This window comes from Pseudomonas sp. P1_F1_2, from assembly GCF_056405815.1.
This window is the reverse complement of record NZ_JBFUBK010000084.1, coordinates 1-21,179: the sequence shown is the minus strand read 5'-3', so window position 1 is coordinate 21,179 and position 21,179 is coordinate 1. Positions and strand designations below refer to the sequence as shown.

The window sequence follows — 21,179 nt, the reverse complement described above, 5'->3', positions numbered from 1 at the left end:
CTAAACGAGGGTATGCCGGTACCCGATCAAGCTTTTGAGTAACGATCTCAACGCTCAGAACGACATAAAGTCATGGGCGGAGAGAAGCGACCTCTGGGACGAGATAAGCTTTATGGTGATGTAGATGGCAGTCCGCCACTTTTCGACATCATCTCGCCGTGAAAAACGGAAAATGAGGTGACTTAATCACCTCAATCTGGACAAGAGATCGATACAAATCAAAATTGTTAGCTGGGTCAAACTCGTGGTCGGCGGTGTTCATCGCAGTCGCAGCCGCTATAACCCAGAAGGATGCTGTTGTAGTTTCTGGGTTTCACTTCAACTTTCGTGTGGATGCATTTGAACCTATAAGTGACGTGTTGAGCCGCAGTTTTCCACTCGGTATCCACTAAGTTCAGGCCAATGACTCGGGCCCTCTCTCGAAGCGCCTCAAGGTATTCACTACCCTTTGCTTTCATCGTGTGTCGGCGTCGCTCTTTCACTTCTGGATGATTTCTCGCGCAGCGGGGACAGCACTTCCACTTTGCAGCTTCACGCACGATATAAGGCGCTTTAAAATCGTTGTCGCATATCTTGCACTGCCATGAGTAGGTATGCCATTTCCCGTACCATGCCGTTTCTTTCACGCTGAGGTTATGTTCCTCCGCCAGTGCCAGCAGCTTTTTTTGGCCATTCAGGTTGAGCATTGGAATGTGCGATAGCAGCAGCAAATGCTCTGGAACAACGCATTGCTTTCTCAGCCCGACCTTTTCAATGCCTTCCATAATCTTTTTCCTCACATCTGCAGCCTGAAACGGATACATGAACTCGTTTATCACAATTAGTGTGATTTCCAGCTCTCTGCACATCACAGCCTTCTGCTCATCTCGCTGAAGCTGGCGCTGGTAGCTCGCTTCCGTGCGGTGTCGGGCTTTTTGGGAGTGCCATGCGCCTTGGTATTCGAACGCGATTTTGTACTGCGCGTTGTATCCATCCAGTTCGAGGCTGGCGTGGGGCTGAATCAAGTGGGGATGATCTTTCTGCTTAAATCGCCGTTTCTGCAGCGAAAATCCGAAGCCTTCTTCAAGAATACTCCGAGTAATCGCCTCGCCAACGAAAGGAGAGCAATTGGGGCAGCTTCGACCACTAAAAATTTTCTGCGGGACTACGTTTACCTCATGGCCTTCATTGCAGCGAACCAACATGGATTCACCCTGGCTCTTGTAATCATGCTCTGGGGTAAGAAGGCTGAAACCATGTTCGGCCAATTTTGCTTGGACTTCTATGTAAGGTTTGCGGTAGCGCAGTCGAGAAATGTCTCCCTTGCAACGCTGGCATCCTGAGGGTGCTCGGTTGCCTGTTTGTACGTGCGCCGCTGCAGACGGGGTAAATGTAAAATCATGCTGCTTGCAGTAGGCAGTGATTTTGCTGACACGTGTGACTAGCTCCTCCTCTAAGTTAGGATATTCGTACTTTCCAGAGTGGGCCGCGAAAGCCTCCTCTCTAAAGTTTTGGAGCAAGGCATTTTGGTTAGCACGGCGGTTTTGTTCGGTGGTCAATACCCGGGAATTGCTCTTGCAAACCCCACAAAACGACGTACCACGCAGATGGAGTGCGGCGCTGATGCTGCCGCGTACGCCATGCTCAACGCAGAGGATACTGACTTTTTCTTGACCACTGGCATGGCTGAAATTCGTTTGGCCGTAATCGAAGCGGTCAGCGAAGCGTTGGCGTGCCGACCTGATGAACTGGTCTTGGTAGGCGCAAATATGGCATCCCGTGCCTCCCAGATGCTCTTCAGGCTTTAATTTGAAGGCTCCGTGGGTGTGGCAGATCACTTGGCACGGCCGGGAAAACGAGATAAAGAGGTTTTCCTCGTAGCGGTACTGAGCTCGGTGTTTGCGCGTGGCGTCGATGCTAAACCTCAGAAAATCGGGGTTTCGGCTGGTTTCCAAATAACGGAGTTCGGGGGGCAAGCTGCTCACCAGCGCTGCTAAAGCAGGCTGATTTTTAAGTTCGTTTACGCAGTGGCGACAACCACCGCCTGAGAGCAGAGCACTCGCAGTTAAGCTCCAGCTATGTCTATGTCGACAGCAGAATGCCTGGACAATGGTTTTGAAGCCTGACCAGGCACCGAATCGGACCGAAAGAATCGAGCCAAATTTCTGCTCGATACGCGACCGAAGTACTGGCTCGGTGATCTTGAGATTATCAGCCACGCACTTCTTGCACTTACTACCGCTCGCGTGTCGCTCGGCGCGTTGAGAGAACACGCCATGCTTGGGACAAATGATGCGAACGTTCTTGCCAAATCCCACGTAGCTCTCGGGCTCATACCGGTAGTAACCGTTATGCGTCAAATTTGCCCTAGTCAGGAATTCCTCATACTTCACGCTCCGCTGGTCGTACAGCTCCGCGTTGCTCTTTTTTAACTTTGCACTCTTGCAGGCAGGGCAGCCACCGCCTTTCAAATGGACCTCGGGGAGTTGCCAGAACTCGATGCAGTGCTTAAGGCAGTATATGAGTACTTCTGTCTTGGCATTGACATATACCAGTTTGCCGTAATCGAAGGCTTCACCGTGCCTGGCTTTGGCCTCGGCGATGAAGACCTCCCGGGTCTTGCCATGTCGAGCCCTCGCGCTGTCAGCCTTGCATTGCCTGCAGCCACCCTTCTTGCGCAGGTGGTGATCGGGATTTATCTCTACTTTTTCGGGGGGATTGTGCCTCAGGCAATGAAGAACTACAGGTGTGCTCGCCGAGTGCCAGAGGGTCTCGACGTAATGGAACTGCTGGCCAAATTTCGCCTTGGATTTTGCGATGAAAGCCTCGGTGTCCTTAATACGGCTGATGACTTTTCTCCTTGAAATCAATCTGAGCGGCAAATCTTAGCAGAGCATTGAGTTGACGGCTGGACGGCAGTGCCGCCAGAAATACAAGCGGTGGCAGCACTGCTGTCGTCTGCTTATTCCATTCACACAGCGTGTGTCCAGGGCACGTGGTTTTTGATAGACAAATATTCTCCAATCCACAGGTATTATGGAAATTACATATTTGTACATGCAATATYCATATGATGGATAGTTTCGAGGGGCAGGGCCGTGCGGCACAGATGCGCTCAGTAGACTGACCATGGCTGCGGTAGACCATGGTTTTTGGTTTGGCTTGAAGTAAGGATGTGCTAACGCAGTTGCCTATCCAGAAGGCCAGCGAAACCGGGCAACTGCTGCCGCATCAGTGGATGCCGACCTGACTTACGCAAGGTGAGTTGGGCGCTTGCTTACGTGGGCCCTCAGGCTGGGGGCATCCTTTTCAAACCATCCAAAGTATGCCCTCAGATGTGCCCCCAATGTAGCAATCCACTGGAAGTGAATGGAGCTCCATGGTTTGTGGAAAGGCAAAAATGATCAGATGAACAGCCTGCCCGACGACGCCTAGAGACTCTCAGGGTCGCCAAAAAACATCTGAATCCGCGATCGTAACCAGCGCTCGCCCGGATCATTGTCCTGCGAGCCGCGCCAGGCCATGTGCAATTCAAAACTGCGCACCGGCAGCGGCGGATCTTCAGCCCGAACACCACCGGCAGCCGTCAGCGCGTCGGCCGTGTAGTCGGGCACTGTCGCGACGATATCCGTCCCGCTCAGCAGCGTGCTCAGGCCGTTGAACTGCGGCACCGCCAGTACGACATGCCGTTTGCGCCCGAGCTTTTCCAGTTCTTCATCTATAAAGCCGCTCAGGTCGCCAGCGAACGACACCAGCGCATGCGGTCGTGCACAGAAATCATCCAGGCTCAACGGCCCCGGCACTGTGTCGGCCCGCAACAGCTTCGGCATGCTGCGACGTAGTACTTTGCGCTTGGCGTTGGCCGGCAGGTCGGCGGTGTAGCTGACGCCAATGGAGATCTCGCCCGAGGCCAGCAGGCTTGGCATCAGTATGTAATTGGCCCGGCGCACCACCAGGACGATGCCCGGTGCTTCGGCCCGCAGGCGCTTGAGCAGCATCGGCAGCAGGGCGAACTCGACATCGTCCGAAAGGCCGATGCGAAACACCGCGGTGCTGGTGGCCGGGTCGAATTCCGCCGCACGACTGACCGCGGTGGAAATCGAATCCAGTGCAGGGGAGAGCAGGGCGAAAATTTCTACCGCCCGGGCGGACGGCTCCATGCTGCGACCGGTGCGCACGAACAACGGATCATCGAACAGCCCACGCAGGCGCGAGAGCGCCGCACTGATGGCTGGCTGGCCGAGAAACAGTTTCTCTGCAGCGCGGGTTACGCTGCGTTCGTGCATCAATGTTTCGAAAACGATCAACAGGTTCAGGTCGACACGACGCAGGTCATTACGATTCATCTGGAGTCCTGGCAGAGTCATCAAGCTTGACGAGAGCGGCCATATGAGAACAATGGCCGGCATGAATCTTACGGGGAAAGGCTGCTACTCTGCACCGTGTAATTCAGTTTTTCCCGAAAGGCCGCTTCGATTTTCACGACATTTGACAATGTCGCCGGTGCTGCGGAATCAATGACAGGCATGTCGACTATTAATAGCCACTGATAGTCTTGGGTAGAAAGCCCGGATAGAGTTCATGGCATTAGAGGTTACTTTGACGAGGTTTGCGATGTCCCGCACGATCCGTTTTCACAAGTTTGGTCCAGCCGAGGTGCTCAAATGCGAAGAGCATGCGGCAGTGCTTCCTGCTCCGGGCGAAGTGCAGGTGCGCGTCGAGGCGATTGGCATCAGCTGGTATGACACGCTTTGGCGCCAGAATCTGGCCTCGTCCCACGCTCGTCTGCCTTCGGGCCTGGGCCAGGAAATGTCCGGCGTCGTTACGGCGCTCGGCGAGGGCGTGGATGACCTGGCAGTGGGTGACAAGGTCGCCAGCTTCCCGTCGCAAAGCCCGAACGATTATCCGGTGTACGGCGAGCAAATTGTTCTGCCTCGCTCGGCGCTGACCCGCTATCCCGATGTGCTGAACCCGATCGAAGCGGCCGTGCATTACACGCCTTTGCTGATTGCTTACTTTGCTTACGTCGATCTGTCACGCGTCAAGCCCGGGCAATTCGTCCTGGTGACCGACGCCAGCCATTGTGCCGGACCTTCGTTCGTCCAGCTTGGCAAGGCCTTGGGTGTACGCGTGATTGCTGCCACCAAAACGGCGGATGAACGTGAGTACTTGTTGTCGCTCGGTGCCGAGAAAGTGATCGTCACCGAAGAAGAAGATCTGCTCATGCGGATCAACAAAATCACGGACAACCGCGGTGTGGATGTGGTGTTCGATGGTTTGGGCGGTCCGCAGATGTCGCTGCTCGGTGATGTGCTCGCACCGCGTGGAAGCCTGGTGTTGTATGGCCTGCAGGGGGGCAACCAGACGCCGTTCCCGGCCTGTGCAGCGTTCCAGAAGAACATTCAGTTCTTTGTGCACTGTATCGGCAATTTCACCGGCAAGCCGGAACTGGGCATCATCCAGGACCAGGTCGCGCTGCAACGTGCCTTGCGTGACATCAACCAGTTGACCGCGGACCGCGTGCTGCTGCCGCTCAAGACTCGGGTCTTTCCGTTTTCCGAGTTTGTCGAAGCACATCGCTACATGGACGAATGCCCGTGCCGCGAGCGGGTGGCCCTCCAGGTCGAGCCTGTGTAACTCCCCGCTAAAAAGTCCGTGCTTGCACGGACTTTTTCATTCCCTTGTCGAAAGCACGAGGCGTCCTGTCAATCCATGACGGGGCCGTTCAGCAACTGAACTGGTTTTTGCCCTCAATCTGTATCTTCTAATCATCATATAAGCCTTGATAATTGAATGATTACTTTCATCTCAAGGAATGAGCTATGGCTGTTTATCGGGGCTCCGTAATACACGCTCAACAATTAGTGTGTTTTCGAAAAGTTGAGGAAGTGCGCAGGGTAACTTCTTTCTTTATTTGTCGTACTACCTGTCTGTGGGAAGTTGTCGGATATTTCCTAGGATGTCTCGTGCCCTCGCCAGAGGCCCGCCCTGCATGGGCTGAAGGCTCTCGGCGGCACGGCGCATCATTGGTTGCGCCTAATCATTTCAAATAATGACTAAAAACCAAGTGTTAATATTTCATATCAACTCCAGCACTCTAATCATGACAGGTGACCGATTGCATCATGCATGACGTTGTTTGTGTGACATCGACTCTATGAGTAACAGGTAAACGAAGATGACCAATACCCATGATCAGGCAATGAACTATGTTTATCAGCAAGTACTGCAACGATTGCTGAGTTTTTTCTCACGGGCTGAACGTACGGCTTTGCAACTGATGATTCAGCGCATCGTGGTCGCAGCCGGTGGCATGGAACGTATCGGCGAATACAAGGTGCTGACGATCCAGTCCGGCACCCGAGACAATTGCTACACCCTTGCTCTGCTGCGCGCCGCACAATTGAGTATTGCCGGCCGGGCGCCGGCGACATTCCAGCTGCGGGTGGCGACCTTGCGATCGAACGGGGTGGTGTCGGCGGCCCTTGAAAACATCCATCGCAGTTGCAGCGCATTGTTTCTTTACGATGATCCTCGCGTTGAAGTGTTGATGGTCGATAACCGCGAGGTCCTGCCGTTCAATCATGCGGTGGCAATCTCCGAAGCCGGACGGGAGTCAAATCGCCTCAATCTTTTGATGGTTGGTCACCGTCGAACCTGGAACGGCCCCCTCGACCTTTGGGATGACGCCTACCTGGCAACCGGCGAGTTCTACGGGCAGATAGCCCGCTGGGATCGCGGTGTCGATGCCTTAGTCAGCAGCGATTCGCCTCGTCAGCAAAAGCAGTTACTGGAGGGGTTGAACCGTGCTGCGGCGAAGGCCGGTTTCAAGGCCCCGGATCAACCGGAAACCAGCTATGAGCAGCTCTTTGCTCGACTCGATGAACTGGGCAGCGATTGCTATCGCGAGTTTTATCCAGATCACGAACAAGCCGCGTGGCGCCCCGCAGAAGGTTTTGAGGCGTGTCGCCGTGCGACCTACATCGATATTCACGACATGTTGGTCAGCAACCTGGAAGAGCGCTGGCCGCTGCTCACCGAGTTCCTGAAGTTTCAACCTGACGGGCTGACGACTCAATTGGGCGATTACGAATTCGTCAGCCTTTCGATTGCCGCACACCTGCGGGGGCTGCAAGCCTGCTTCGTGCAGGGTCGCGCGTATGAGGCCGGTGTTGCCGACTATGTGCAGCGGGTATTGGTGATGATGCGCCGCAAGCACCTTCCTGAGCATGCGTGTGAACAGGCATTACAGGCGTTTTGTGCCCCGGCAATCCTGTCCGATCAGCGGGAATTGGCGGCGATAGAGGCTCAAAGGACTTTGGGTCTGAATGAAGCTCAGTTGGTGTGTTTGCTGTTCGCTCCTTTTGTCGAGCATGGCGCATCGCTTGAGTACTTTCTGCGCCAGTGTCATCCCGGCATGCTCGTGGCATTGCCGGACCTGCATCGGGCCATGCAGGGCATGCCTGCACCCGAGCAGGTTTTGCAATGGATGGTCGACGTCAGCGGGTTACCCGTCAGCCTGATCGGTACGCTTTATCGCATGGGGCCGGTGGTCAGCGGCGAACCTGCGGACGTGGGGCAGAGCGCAGATACAAGGGAGATTGACGTTGTGACGAGCGAACGGTCAGCGGGACGTTGAAGGTGCCCGGCTTGGTAACGTCCGCTCAGCGGCTTTGGGCCGTGTTCAGCGTGTTCGGTCATTGCTCATGAAAGGACCCCGAGAAACCGATTTCGCTTATCAGGCGGTGTACCGCTACCTGACCCACCTCATCAGCGAGCCGGCCAGCGATACGCGCGTGCGGCTTCCTTCGTTACGACAGTTGGCGGAACGCCTGAGCGTATCGATTTCCACCATTCAGTACGCTTACTCGCTGCTGGAAAAGGAGGGGCGAGTCTATTCGGTCGCCAAATCCGGTTACTACGCATTGCCCGTGTCCTTCATCCGGCCGCCGTGCAGCGGCAATGACCTGCTGGAGACGGTTTATGTCAATGCCAGGCGCCCGGGAATGCTGGTGTTGAGTACCGATGAACCTGCGCTGTTGCAGCCGTTGGACAGCCCACTGTTGCTGCTGGAGCGAGAGCTGTTGCGCCAGTATCCGCGCCAGCCGCAATCGAGTGTTCAACCTTGCGGCGAACGGGAACTGCGCGCGGCCCTGGCGGCACGCTATACCTCCTCGCCAGCACGTTGTTGGCACGCCGACGATGTCTACATCGGCGCCGATCTGCGGGGCGTACTGGAAATATTGATCGCGGTGCTTTGTCTCAAGGACGCAACGGTCGTGGTGGAGTCGCCCTGCGACTGGTCGATCTTGCGCTTGTTTGACGCCTGCGATGTAAACGTTGTCGAGGTGGCATTGCAAGCCGATGGTGGGCTTGATCACGACCATCTGCAGTTGTTGCTGGAGTCCGAGCCGGTGAGACTTGTGATGCTGTCGTCCGGCCTGAACATGCCGCGTGGCAGTGTGGCCTGCGACAGCAACAGACAGAAAACCGCACAGTTGCTGGAGCGGCACGGTAGTTGGGTGTTGGAGAATGACTGTTACGGCGAACTTGAATATGAACCCGGCCGTCCACGGTTTMGCGATTTACTGGACCCGGACAGATTGATCGTATTTTCCACGTTCGAGAAAGTCATCGGGCCAGAAGCGCCTTATGGTTATCTGCTTTCGCGGCAACTGCGCAGTGAACTGCAGCGGCACTTTCTGCTGCGCTCGTTCCGCTTGTCGCCGATCCGCCAGAAAGCCATCGCGCGCCTGTACAACAATGGGCGGATCGACCAGCACTTGTTGGTGCTGCGACGACTGCTCAAGGAGCGCAAAGTGCAAATGACCCAGTTGCTTGAGGAGCGCCTGGCGGATGCGTTGCACTATGTCGACCCCAAGGGCGGAGCGACGGTCTGGGTTCGTTCGTTGCGTCGGGTCGATGTGCGCGGCGTGTTCCACCGCCTGCTCAAGCAACAAGTGGTGGTGGCGCCGGGGGAATTGTTCAGTTTGCGCGGGCTGCATGCGCAACATTTACGATTGAGCCATACCTTTGGCGGTGAGCATGATCTTGGCGTTGCACTGGGCTTGCTGGGGGATGCCTTGCGTCTGGAGGCGGTCGATTGAACGAGGTTATAAAACATCCTCGATCTTCCTGGATCGATAACATCGCGTTGCGGTCAAACTGCCAGTAAACTGCGATCCAATTCCTGAACCACTCTATTTCAGAGGTTTTGCATGACACTCAGTCCTTTTGCGGGCAAACCGGCACCGGCAGAATTGTTGGTCGATATCCCGCGACTGGTAACGGCCTATTACACCGGCCAGCCTGACGCCGCCATCTCAACCCAGCGTGTAGCATTTGGCACGTCCGGGCACCGAGGCAGCTCGTTCGACCTGAGTTTCAACGAGTGGCACGTTCTGGCTATCAGCCAGGCGATCTGCCTGTATCGCGAAGCCCAAGGCATCGACGGCCCGTTGTTCGTCGGGATCGACACCCACGCACTGTCCACGCCGGCGGGTGCCAGCGCCCTGGAAGTGTTGGCGGCGAACGGCGTCACCGTGATGATCGCCGAAGGCGATGAATACACGCCGACCCCGGCCATTTCCCATGCCATTCTCTGCTACAACCGTGGCCGCACGTCGGGGCTGGCGGACGGTATCGTCATCACGCCGTCCCACAACCCGCCGCAAAGCGGTGGCTACAAGTACAACCCCACCAACGGTGGTCCGGCCGATACCCATATCACCAAGTGGATCGAGGCCAAGGCCAACGAACTGCTGGCCGCCAAGCTCGCTGGCGTCAAGCGCATCAGCTATGAGCAGGCGCTAAAAGCCAGCACGACTCACCGTCACGATTACCTCAATACCTACGTTGCCGATCTGATCAACGTGATCGACTTCGACGCCATCCGTGATGCCAAGCTGCGTCTGGGCGTTGATCCGTTGGGCGGAGCAGGGGTGCGCTACTGGTCGGCTATTGCCGAGCACTACCGTCTGGACCTCGACGTGGTCAACAAACAGGTTGATCCGACGTTCCGGTTCATGACCGTCGACTGGGACGGCCAGATCCGCATGGACCCATCGTCCAGCCACGCGATGCAAGGCCTGATCGGCCTCAAAGAGCGCTTTGATGTCGCGTTTGCCTGCGACCCGGATCATGACCGTCATGGCATCGTTACGCCGTCCGGTGGTTTGCTTGCACCGAACAATTACCTGGCGGTATCGATCGACTACCTGTTTCAGAACCGCCCGCAGTGGCGCGCCGATGCAGCCGTGGGCAAGACCGTGGTCAGCAGCGGCTTGATTGATCGCGTTGCCAAGCGCCTGGGGCGTCGATTGTACGAAGTGCCTGTCGGCTTCAAATGGTTTGCTGACGGTCTGTTCGACGGTTCGCTGGGTTTCGGCGGCGAAGAAAGTGCTGGCGCCTCGTTCCTGCGCAAGGATGGCGGTGTCTGGTGCACCGACAAGGATGGCTTGATCCCGGCACTGCTGGCAGCAGAAATGACTGCTCGCACCGGCCGCGATCCGAGTCAGGCCTATCGCGCATTGACCGACGAACTCGGCGAGCCGTTCTCGGTACGCGTGGATGCCAAGGCCAACCCTGAACAGAAAGCCTTGCTGAGCAAGCTGTCGCCGGATCAGGTCACCTCGACCGAGCTGGCGGGCGAAGCCATCCAAAGCATCCTCAGCCATGCGCCGGGTAATGATCAGGCCATCGGCGGCCTGAAGGTCATGACTGAAAACGGCTGGTTCGCGGCGCGCCCATCGGGCACGGAAGACATCTACAAGATCTACGCCGAAAGCTTTGTGAGTGATGACCACCTCAAGCAATTGGTGGCAGAAGCACAAACACTGGTGGATGGCGCAATCGCTGCGAAGTGATTGAAGACCCTATCGAGGGCAAGCCCGGCTCCTACAGGTTCAGTGGTGAACACAGATTTTGTGTTTGACCCCCGACACTGTGGGAGTCGGGCTTGCCTGCGATGGCGTCGGTACAGTCACCAAAAATCCAAAAAAAGGGGCGACCATAGGGTCGCCCCTTTTTTATCCGGCGTTTTTTACTCGATCAAGCCAGGTCGACCAGGACGATTTCACTGTCCTCGATCGCTGTCACTCGCAACACCTGCTCATCGGCCACGGCAACACCGTCTCGAGCTTGTGCACGCAAGCCGTTGACTTCAATGACACCGGTGGCTGGCACCAGGTAAGCGCGACGACCGCTGTCCAGGCGATATTCAGCCGATTCACCGGCCTTCAGGTTGGCCGCCACCAGCCGCGCATCGGCACGGATTCGCAAACTTTGATCGTCACCGGATTTGCCGCTGGCCAGAGTCACGAAGCCTTCACGCTCACCTTTCGGGAACGGCTTGGCGCCCCAGGACGGTGCAAGACCGGACTCGTTCGGGATAATCCAGATCTGGAAAATCTTGGTCGGTGTCGCCTCCAGGTTGTATTCGCTGTGTGCGATCCCGGTGCCGGCGCTCATCACCTGAACATCACCTGCTTCGGTGCGGCCCTTGTTGCCAAGGTTGTCCTGGTGAGTAATCGCGCCTTCACGAACATAGGTAATGATTTCCATGTCCCGATGCGGGTGTTGTGGAAACCCGGTGCCAGGGGCGATCACGTCATCGTTCCACACCCGCAGGTTGCCCCAGTTCATGCGCTTGGGGTCATAGTACTCAGCGAACGAAAAGTGATGATGGGCATCCAACCAGCCGTGATGGGCGCCACCCAAAGAGCTAAAGGATCTGAGTTCGAGCATGATCGTTTCCTGAAAGGGGTTAATGGCGAGCATCATCTATCAGGCACTCATCGATAAAAAGCGTAAAAAATGCCTCATTACCATCGAATTAGTTGATGCAAAATAACCTCCAAACGTTCTCATCCAGCCTTCACTTCATCGCATAAGCCAATGACCTGTAAGCATTTCACTAGAACTGAACAGCAAATGCAGACACCATAGCCCTCAACAGCCTCACACCCTGGAGTCAGCCCGCGTGCCGCAACACACCCCCGATCTTCCTCCCGAACTTCGTCCCTTGGCCGAGATGCCGCTGCTCAAACGCCTGGCGGCCCGATTCTTCGGTCATGGCTTGACCCGCCTGCGCGCACAACACCGCGCCTCCTGGTTACATGGGCAGGCAGACGGTTTTCGCAGCGGTCACAGCGCGGGGTTCGACTACGGCTACAAAGAAGGCCGGACCGAAGGGTTGGAAGAAGGCCGGCAGGTATTACTGATCCGCGACTCGCGTTCAACCGAACATCGGCCACCCAACGTCGATGACAATCTGTTTGACGATTGGCGACTGCCATTGAGCGCTGAACTGAAGAGGCGCATGAAGGCTGATGTGGCCAGTCTGATGCCATCGCATGCCCAGCCGAGCGCTGCCCAGTGGAAGATGATTTTCAGCGATACGCCGTCAACGTCAGTGATTGCCGGGGCGGGCGCAGGCAAATCGACCACGCTGGTGCTGCGCATCCTGCTGCTGACTCACTACCTGGGTTTCGAGCTGGATTCGATGACCGTAGTGACGTTCACTCGCGAGTCACGTAAAGACTTCATTAACAAGCTGATCGAACTGTTTGCGTTGTGGGACCGTGCGCTGAGCCTCAAAGAGGCGCGCAATCTGGTGCGCACTTTCCACTCTCGTATCCTGCCGATGGTACGCAGCCTGCCGGGATTCGAGCGTTTGCAAGCGTTCGAAAACCTCAGTGATCGCGCGCAAAACGGCGACGAGGAGGTCGACAGTAATCCGTTCGACTTGCGTATCAATGATGCCCAGCGACAGCGGCTCAACGCCTGTTATCACCAGTTGCATACCCTTGACGAACGCTTTCGCGAGTTAATCAAGCCGTTGTCCCGTCACGCCTTGCAACTCAAGGAGCTGGAGCGCGACCACCCGGATGTACAAAAACGCGTGGCCGTGACCGAATTGGCCGCCAAGCGCGATGAAGAGTTATGTGATGCCATTGAAGACCTGTGGTTTCGCGCTGGCGCCTGGCCCATCAAGGGCATTGAGCCGAAACGCCAGACTTTCGATATCAATGGCTCGACGTTCCATTGCCACGGTTACATCCCGAGTCTGGATGCGTGGGTCGTGCTGGGGTTCGATCCCCGGGAAAACCCGCAGGTCTGCCGTCCGAATGCCAAGCTAACGGTCCGTGCAGAATGGGCGGTTAAGCGCACCCTGTTTCAAGCTTTCTGTCGTAAGCCTTTGATATGGCTTGATAGTTACGAGTCATCAAAGCGCATTTTGACCTCGTTGGCAGGCGATGCCAGTGCGGGGCCGGGCTTTGATTACAAGGTAAAAGGAGAGCTGGCGTCAGCCCCCTTGCTGGATTGTTTTGTCGCGGCGGCCGGGTTCATAGAAAACCTCGGCCTGGATGTTCCGGGCGCAGTTGGTCAGATGAGTTTCGCCAAGGATGACCCCGACCGGTTCTTCTTCGAGGCGTTGAGTCTGTTCTGGCGGGCGCTGGAAGATCACCTGCTCGATCAAAAGCCCCCGGTGATGACCTACAACCGAATGTTCGCGCTGTTCAGTGAGCACTCTCCAGAAAACCTGAAACTGCTCAGTGACGAGCTGCTGCGGCCACTGTCACACCTGATGATTGACGAATTTCAGGACGTATCGCCACAAATCGTCTCCTGGATTCGCGCAAGCCTGGCGGAAATTCGCAGTCGCGGTCCGGCGATGCACATTGGCCGGGGGGCGCAGCGTTCATCCTTGCTGTGCGTCGGCGATGACTGGCAGTCCATTTACGGCTGGCGCGGCAGTTCGCCGACGTACTTCATGGAGTTCAACAAAGAATTCCCGTCACCCGGCACTACCAAAGTCATGCTCGGCGACAACTATCGCAGCCATCAATACATCATCGACGCTGCCGAGCATATCGTCCGTGCGGCGCCGGCTATCGCAGGCAAGAAAGCCAAGGCTTGTGGCGAGCCCAAAGCGTTGTTGCCGGTAAACGTTCTGGATCGAGACGATCAGGGCATGGCACAGCGCCTGATGGAACACTACCGGCAGGGTGATTCAATCTTGATGTTGTATCGAAAAAGTAGCGATAAGTTATTGATAGAACAACATATTCAGTCGGTTATTAATGTTGATTCTAGCTTGCCTTATGACGAGCGCCGACTCAAACAGCTCACCTATCACAGCGCCAAAGGCTTGCAGGCTGACGCAGTATTTTTGCTGGGCGATTGTCAGCATTTGACCCAGTCACCGTACAAGAACCAGGTTTACCAGATGGCGGGCCTTGGCAAGGCAGGCGACAGCGAGCCGTACGACAGCGCGCAAAAGGACGAAATCCTGCGGCTGGCGTACGTTGGCATCACCCGGGCAGTGAGTCATTGCTACTGGTATGTGGAGGGGCAGGACTCATCCGCGGTGAACATGCCCAAGGCGTCCGACCGAATCGGCAGCGGCAAAGCGTTTTTTGCCGATCATCGTGTTGGTCAGAAGTCAGCGTGACCTGAATCTCACCCAATAAAAAGCCCACATCGCGTGGGCTTTTTATTGAGTGTTCAGCCATCAGGCATAGCTTCTGAGGGCCACAGGTGGGATGAACGCCTCAAGTTCATCCTCGACAGCTTCAATGATTCGCTCGACATCCGCAGCGTTCATGACGGTTGCGCAAGGAATACCGGCAATGGCGATCATGGTCTCGCCACTGGCGCGATCAAACAGCCGCGCAATCATGCTGCCCGGCGCGTCCATGCTCGCCTCGAATCCCATGGGATGAAAATGCCAGCGCATCAGCTGGCAGGCGTTTGGAAACGTGACTTTGCTGAAAGACCCTTTATTCATATGTTGCCCGCCTTCTTCATCGAGCGCTTCCTTTAGCTCAGTTTAGGAGGGGTAGAGCCTTCAATGGCTCAACCGGTGACTGCATTTAAAAGTAGCACCGGTATGTGAAAACGATGTGATTTTTTTCGGTTCCATTGAGCGGTTCGTCGATTTTTTTGTAAGGGTGTCGCGCTGGGTTTTCGCGGGGCATTTTTGCAGCCATTGAAGCCTTCGCCGAACTTGGGCAAGCTCGGCGTTTTCGCCCTGGGTTTTTTATGCACACCGATGATGATGGGCCGCAGCAGACCCGGGTCACGGGCGAGACGGTCATGCGCTACCACTTGTGCTGGAAGCACCGCGATCTGGATGGCGTGATGGCGCTTTATCACCCTGAGATCCAGTACCACGACTTTTTCCAGAATCGGGTGATGGGGCTCGATGAACTGCGTGAGTACGTGCGCGTCAGCATGCCTCGCAACCCGGGCGAAGCGCTGGAACATTCGGACCGGATTCGCCTCGACGGTAACACCGCGTTTATTCAGTACCGGATGACCTTGCGTGGCGGTGAGGGGCTGGTGTCCTTCCACACCAGCGAGGCAATCACGGTACGTGATGGCTTGATTTGGCGGGTCAACGAATACGCCACGCTGGTCCACGAGCAGGCAGACAACAAGGCGAGCAAGGCGCTGCGCCCGGCCGTCAGTCGTCTGGGGTTGTCGCCGAGACAATTGAGTTTCATGGCCGATGACTTGCAGCAGTATTTCCTGCGTCAGCAACCGTACCTGGACCCCGAGCTCGACCTGCAACGGGTAGCGAAGGAGTGTGGTTACAGTCGCAACCAGATTTCCTACTTGCTGAATCAGGTGCTGGGCCAGAGCTTCTATCGCTACGTTAACCAGGCGCGCTTGCAACATCTGCTCAGCGCACTGGACGCTGCCACGCCGCCATTGCGTATCGACGAGCTGGCGTTTGCCGCGGGTTTCAATTCGCTGTCGGCGTTCTACAACTGTTTTCGCCAGCACACCGGTCTGTCCCCCAAGGCCTATGCAAAACAAATTTCTTTGCGTGCACGCGCGCAAGACAGTCCCTGAGCCCACGCACTAGGATCGACGCCATCGAAGTTTGAGTGGCGGAGTCTTGCATGTCGGCGTGGCGCACTATCAGTTTATGGATGGATCAGCTCGACGAGCCGTTACTGGCTCGTCCGGCGCTGGAGCACGACCTGGACGTCGACGTCGCAATCATCGGCGCCGGCTATACCGGGCTCTGGACGGCGTATTACCTCAAGCGTCTGGCACCGGGCCTGGACATCGCTATTGTCGAAGCACAAACCGCCGGTTTTGGCGCCTCGGGCCGTAATGGCGGCTGGTTGATGGGCAATATCCTGGGTGAAGACCGTTTGCTCGCCGGCTTGTCGCCGGAACAACGCCGCGCGTCATTCGACCTGCTGCACACCATTCCTGATGAAGTGGAAGTCGTCCTTGAGCGTGAGGGCATCGCCTGCGATTACCGCAAAGGTGGGGTGCTTTACTGCGCCGCACGCTACCCCGAGCAGGAAGTCAGCCTGCGCCGCTATCTGGACGACCTTTACCGCCAGGGCCTGACCGAAAGTGATTACCGCTGGCTCAGTCCCGAGCAACTGGCGCAACAGATCAGAATTGCGAAGCCCTATGGCGGTATCTATGCACCGCACGTCGCTACCATCCACCCTGCAAAGTTGGTGCGAGGTTTAGCACGAACGGTGGAAAACATGGGGGTCAAGATCTATGAAAACAGCCCGGTCACGCAGTGGCAGTCGGGGAGTTTGCACACGGCCAAGGCACAGGTTCGCAGCCGCTGGATTGTCCCGGCAGTAGAAGGCTACGCAACCACCTTGCCGCCGCTGGGTCGGTATCAACTGCCGGTGCAAAGCCTGATCGTTGCCACGGAGCCGCTGTCGGCTGCGGTCTGGGACGAAATCGGTCTGAATCAAGGCCAGGCGTTCAGCGAGAGCAGCCGCCAGGTGACCTATGGCCAGCGTACTGCCGACAACCGCTTGGTATTTGGTGCGAGGGGCGGGTACCAATTCGCCGGCAAATTACGCCACGACTTTGACCTGACAACCCACGAAGTGGAGCTACGGCGCTATCTGTTCGGCGAGCTCTTCCCTCAGATGAAGAACACACGGATTACCCACGCCTGGGGCGGCAACCTTGGCATGTCGCGGCGCTTCAAACCGCACATGTTGTGTGATCACGCCAGTGGCATTGCCTTGTCCGGTGGTTATGGCGGGGAGGGTGTCGGTGCCAGCAACCTGGGCGGACGTACCCTTGCTGATCTGATTCTTGAGCGCGATACCGAGTTGGTACACCAGCCTTGGGTCATGCCGGGTGGGCTCGACACACTCAAGGCCTGGGAGCCGGAACCCTGCCGCTGGCTCGGTTACAACGCGATCATCCGCAGCTTTGTCCACGAAGACCAGACCCTGGCCAACCCGGCTACCGCACCCTGGCGCCGCAAGCTGGCCAGCGGGGTCGCGGGGTTCATGGAAGGCTTCATGCAGTAAACAGCGCTTTCTCCCTCGACAGGTACGCCCATGAGCATTACGCAGTTCAAGAACACCGCCACCTTGCAGCTGGAAGAATCCAATCCGGTCGCTGTGCCACTGGGGACCCCCGTGGCGGTGGCCTCGACCGCCAGCGTCGAACGCGACGACGGCGTCGAAACCGGGGTCTGGGAATGCACGCCCGGACGCTGGCGCCGACAAATCGTTGCCCAGGAGTTCTGTCACTTCATCCAGGGGCGCTGCACTTTCACCCCGGACGACGGTGAAACCCTGCACATAGAAGCTGGCGATGCATTGATGTTGCCAGCCAACAGTCTCGGTATCTGGGATATCCAGGAAACCGTGCGCAAGACCTACGTTTTGATTTTTTGATCTTCTGATTGCCTGCCAATAACAAAAGCCCCTACAGGAATCGACTCATGATCCGAAAGACACTGACACTGGCGCCACTTGCACTCGTCGCAACCCTCAGCCAGGCGGCCGAGACGGTTAAAATCTACAACTGGTCGGACTACATCGCCCCGGACACCACAAAAAATTTCCAGAAAGAGACCGGCATCGCCTTCACCTATGACGTCTATGACAGCAACGAAACCCTCGACGGTAAACTGATGACCGGTAAATCCGGGTATGACGTGGTGTTTCCGTCCAACCACTTCATGGCGCGGCAGATTGAGGGGGGAGCGCTGAAGAAGCTCGACAAGAGCCAGTTGCCAAACTGGCAGAACCTCAATCCGGTGCTACTCAAGGCCTTGCAAACCAACGATCCGGGTAACGAGCACGGTTTCCCGTACCTATGGGGCAGCACGGGTATCGGCTACAACATCGCCAAGGTCAAGGCTGCGCTGGGCGACAACGCGCCGGTCGATTCCTGGGACCTGATCTTCAAACCCGAGAACATGAAAAAGCTGCAAAAGTGCGGCGTCGCCATCCTCGACAACGGCCCGGAACTGTTGCCTGCGGCGCTGAATTACCTGGGGTTGCCACCCCACAGTAAAAATCCGGAAGACTATAAAAAGGCCGAAGCGCTGCTGCTGAAAGTTCGGCCGTATGTCAGCTATTTCCATTCGTCCAAGTACACCAGCGACCTCGCCAACGGTGACATCTGCGTGGCCGTCGGTTTCTCCGGCGACATCCTGCAAGCGGAGAATCGCGCCAAGGAGGCCAAGAATGGCATCGACATCGGCTACTCCATTCCCAAGGAGGGCGCCGCCATCTGGTTCGACATGGTCGCGATGCCCGTCGACGCGCCTGACGAGAAAGCGGGCTACGCCTTCATGAATTACCTGCTGCGCCCGGACGTCATGGCCGATGTCAGCAATTACGTGCACTACGCCAACGGCAACGAACAGGCCGACAAGCTGATCGAGCCGACAATCAAGAACGACACCAAGATTTATCCGAGCCCCGAGATGATGGGCAAGCTGTTCGCGCTGGAGGCGATGCCGCTGAACATTGACCGGGTTCGCACGCGCGTGTGGAACAAGATTCGGACGGGGAGTTGAGGGTTCATGTTTTGTAGTCATTGCCCGCAGTGACTCGGTTGGCAACACGGTAGATTCCAGGCCTCCTTTCAATTGATCAGGGGGCAATGGAATGCCATTCGATTCAAAAGCGGGTCATTTGCGCATTGGGCGGTTTTCCGAATCTGGGCGCATTTACTTATTGACGGTTGTCGTTCACCAGCGGCAGCCGTTTTTTGTTGATTGGCGTTTGGGAAGGTTGGTTGTCCAGCAATTGCGTTTGGCACAGGAAGAGGGCTGGGGGGAATTTTGGGCGTGGGTGGTGATGCCGGATCATATGCATTGCCTGGTGCAACTGCGCGATAAATCTCTGGCTGAGTTGATGTGTCGAATCAAGTCACGCAGTAGCCTGGCAGTCAATCAGGCGTTAGGGCGGCGAGGGCGGTTGTGGCAGAAGGGTTATCACGATCGCGCGGTTCGGCGGGACGAAGACGTGAAGGATCTTGCGCGCTATGTCGTGGCCAACCCGATACGGGCGGGGTTGGTGACGCGTGTTCATGATTATCCGCTTTGGGATGCGTGTTGGTTGTGATGATTTGACGACTGCTGCGCAGCCGGACGCAGGCTGCGCCAGCTGCTACAAGGATTGCGGTGTACATGAACCTTGTAGCAGCTGCCGAAGGCTGCGTCCGGCTGCGCAGCAGTCGTAAATTCTCAAATCCAACACAAATTTAACTGATATCAACGCACTGGCACTTATATTAATAAGTCCAGAAAATCGAGACGCCTTCGACAAAAAACAACTTACTTATATTTAATATTTAAATAGCGAATTGTCAGACGATTTGCGCAAACGCACAGATGCAAAACAATCTTTAGCCAGCGCACGCATTGTTTACGGGCATATGCCGGTACAGAACAATTTGACGTCAAAAAAACACTAGACGTTTGATTTCAAATTGTGTCAGTTTTCTTTCGCCTTCATTGGGCGAGTGATAGGACGATCTCGCCAGGGATTGTCGCTATCTGACAAAAACTGTTCCATAGCTAAACAAGGAAGTGTGTTTATGTCGAATGTAAAAACCAGCGCTATTGATCATGCCGAACAGGCCTCTGCATCCTCGCAAGCATTGGCTGCACCCAGTTCAGCGTATAACCAGATCGACAGTTTCAGCCATGAATATGACCGAGGCGGCAGTCTCACGGTCAATGGCAAACCGTCCTACTCCGTCGATCAGGCCGCCACCCAGTTACTGCGCGACGGAGCTGCCTACCAGGATAAGGACGGCAGCGGCAAAATCGAACTGACCTACACGTTCCTGACCTCGGCATCGTCGAGCACCATGAACAAGCACGGAATTACCGGCTTCAGTCAGTTCAGCAGCCAACAAAAAGCCCAGGCCGTGCTTGCCATGCAATCCTGGGCCGATGTGGCCAACGTGACCTTCACCGAGAAGTCCACGGGCGGTGACGGTCATATGACCTTCGGCAACTACAGCGGTGGCCAGGATGGCGCCGCGGCATTTGCCTATCTGCCGGGCACGGGCGCAGGTTATGACGGTACGTCCTGGTACCTGACCAACAGCAGCTACACGCCGAACAAGACGCCGGACCTGAACAATTACGGCCGTCAAACGCTGACCCACGAGATCGGGCACACCTTGGGCCTGGCGCATCCTGGCGACTACAACGCCGGCGAAGGCGCACCGACTTACAATGACGCCACTTACGGGCAAGACACCCGCGGTTACAGCGTCATGAGTTACTGGAGCGAAAGCAATACCGACCAGAACTTCAGCAAGGGCGGCGTCGAAGCGTATGCGTCCGGCCCGCTGATGGACGATATTGCCGCCATCCAGAAACTCTACGGTGCCAATACCGGTACCCGTACCGGCGACACGACCTACGGCTTCAACTCCAACACCGGTCGCGACTTCCTCAGTGCGTCTTCGTCGTCGGACAAGGTTGTGTTCTCGGTGTGGGACGCCGGCGGCAAGGACACCCTGGACTTCTCGGGGTTCACCCAAAACCAGAAGATCAACCTCAATGAGGCTTCGTTCTCCGACGTCGGCGGCCTGGTCGGCAACGTTTCCATTGCCAAGGGTGCAGTCATCGAGAATGCGATCGGCGGTTCGGGCAGCGATCTGTTGATCGGTAACGGTGTCTCCAACGAATTGAAGGGCGGTGCCGGCAACGACATCCTCTTCGGCGCGGGTGGTGCTGACAAGCTATGGGGCGGTACGGGTTCGGACACTTTTGTGTTCGCTGCCAGCAGCGACTCCAAGCCAGGCGTGGCCGACCAGATCCTCGACTTTGTCAGCGGCCTGGACAAGATCGACCTGACCGGCATTACCAAAGGCGCAGGCCTGCACTTCGTGAGCGCGTTCACCGGTGCGGTCGGCGATGCCGTATTGACCACCTC

At 56.5% G+C, this 21,179-nt stretch carries 15 protein-coding genes; 11 read left to right on the top strand and 4 right to left on the bottom strand.

Features of this window, described 5'->3' with window-relative positions; all coding sequences use genetic code 11:
* Nucleotides 1–236: 236 nt before the first annotated feature.
* Together AC1D2P_RS22035 and AC1D2P_RS22030 are read right to left on the bottom strand one after the other, a co-directional pair.
* Nucleotides 237–2,861, bottom strand: a complete 2,625-nt coding sequence (locus AC1D2P_RS22035) for a PDDEXK family nuclease (RefSeq protein WP_477758264.1) — start codon at nt 2,859–2,861, stop codon at nt 237–239.
* 549 nt (nt 2,862–3,410) lie between these two features.
* Entirely contained in the window at nt 3,411–4,325 is a 915-nt protein-coding gene (locus AC1D2P_RS22030; protein WP_477758265.1) for a LysR family transcriptional regulator, read from the bottom strand.
* 268 nt (nt 4,326–4,593) lie between these two features.
* Between AC1D2P_RS22030 and AC1D2P_RS22025 the strand changes: the two genes are divergently transcribed.
* The 4 genes from AC1D2P_RS22025 to pgm all read left to right on the top strand — a co-directional run bounded on the left by AC1D2P_RS22025 (nt 4,594) and on the right by pgm (nt 10,844).
* Nucleotides 4,594–5,616, top strand: coding sequence for a zinc-dependent alcohol dehydrogenase family protein (locus tag AC1D2P_RS22025; RefSeq protein ID WP_046033150.1), 1,023 nt, complete (start codon nt 4,594–4,596; stop codon nt 5,614–5,616).
* Nucleotides 5,617–6,157: 541 nt separating this feature from the next.
* The gene (locus AC1D2P_RS22020) at nt 6,158–7,618 is read left to right on the top strand and encodes a hypothetical protein (RefSeq protein ID WP_046033151.1); all 1,461 of its coding nucleotides are present in this window, start codon (nt 6,158–6,160) and stop codon (nt 7,616–7,618) included.
* A 67-nt stretch (nt 7,619–7,685) separates the two neighbouring features.
* Complete coding sequence (locus AC1D2P_RS22015; RefSeq protein ID WP_477811592.1) at nt 7,686–9,086, top strand: aminotransferase-like domain-containing protein; 1,401 nt, start codon at nt 7,686–7,688, stop codon at nt 9,084–9,086.
* A gap of 111 nt (nt 9,087–9,197) precedes the next feature.
* A complete protein-coding gene (pgm, locus tag AC1D2P_RS22010; RefSeq protein WP_223525547.1) occupies nt 9,198–10,844 on the top strand; it encodes a phosphoglucomutase (alpha-D-glucose-1,6-bisphosphate-dependent) in 1,647 nt (548 codons plus the stop codon).
* A 184-nt stretch (nt 10,845–11,028) separates the two neighbouring features.
* On the opposite strand, the gene AC1D2P_RS22005 is transcribed toward pgm, so the two are convergent.
* Nucleotides 11,029–11,724: a pirin family protein gene (locus tag AC1D2P_RS22005; RefSeq protein ID WP_046033190.1), complete on the bottom strand. Its 696-nt coding sequence runs from the start codon at nt 11,722–11,724 to the stop codon at nt 11,029–11,031.
* A gap of 235 nt (nt 11,725–11,959) precedes the next feature.
* Here AC1D2P_RS22005 and AC1D2P_RS22000 point away from each other — a divergent pair, with 235 nt between their 5' ends.
* Nucleotides 11,960–14,434: a UvrD-helicase domain-containing protein gene (locus tag AC1D2P_RS22000; protein WP_477758266.1), complete on the top strand. Its 2,475-nt coding sequence runs from the start codon at nt 11,960–11,962 to the stop codon at nt 14,432–14,434.
* A gap of 60 nt (nt 14,435–14,494) precedes the next feature.
* Here AC1D2P_RS22000 and AC1D2P_RS21995 read toward each other — a convergent pair whose 3' ends face one another.
* The gene (locus tag AC1D2P_RS21995) at nt 14,495–14,770 is read right to left on the bottom strand and encodes a DUF1652 domain-containing protein (RefSeq protein WP_027923219.1); all 276 of its coding nucleotides are present in this window, start codon (nt 14,768–14,770) and stop codon (nt 14,495–14,497) included.
* A gap of 254 nt (nt 14,771–15,024) precedes the next feature.
* On the opposite strand from AC1D2P_RS21995, the gene AC1D2P_RS21990 reads away from it, so the two are divergent.
* The 6 genes from AC1D2P_RS21990 to AC1D2P_RS21965 all read left to right on the top strand — a co-directional run.
* Entirely contained in the window at nt 15,025–15,840 is an 816-nt protein-coding gene (locus AC1D2P_RS21990; protein ID WP_477758267.1) for a helix-turn-helix domain-containing protein, read from the top strand.
* 50 nt (nt 15,841–15,890) lie between these two features.
* Nucleotides 15,891–17,294 carry an NAD(P)/FAD-dependent oxidoreductase gene (locus tag AC1D2P_RS21985; protein WP_477758268.1) on the top strand — a complete coding sequence of 468 codons (1,404 nt, stop codon included), beginning with the start codon at nt 15,891–15,893 and terminating at the stop codon, nt 17,292–17,294.
* A 30-nt stretch (nt 17,295–17,324) separates the two neighbouring features.
* A complete protein-coding gene (locus AC1D2P_RS21980) occupies nt 17,325–17,666 on the top strand; it encodes a cupin domain-containing protein (RefSeq protein WP_477758269.1) in 342 nt (113 codons plus the stop codon).
* A 47-nt stretch (nt 17,667–17,713) separates the two neighbouring features.
* The gene (locus AC1D2P_RS21975; protein WP_046033158.1) at nt 17,714–18,799 is read left to right on the top strand and encodes a polyamine ABC transporter substrate-binding protein; all 1,086 of its coding nucleotides are present in this window, start codon (nt 17,714–17,716) and stop codon (nt 18,797–18,799) included.
* A 91-nt stretch (nt 18,800–18,890) separates the two neighbouring features.
* Nucleotides 18,891–19,349 (top strand): REP-associated tyrosine transposase, encoded by a 459-nt coding sequence (locus AC1D2P_RS21970; protein ID WP_477758270.1) that lies wholly within the window; start codon nt 18,891–18,893, stop codon nt 19,347–19,349.
* 475 nt (nt 19,350–19,824) lie between these two features.
* Nucleotides 19,825–21,179: serralysin family metalloprotease (locus AC1D2P_RS21965; protein ID WP_477811591.1), on the top strand; the 1,355-nt coding region annotated here is incomplete at its 3' end.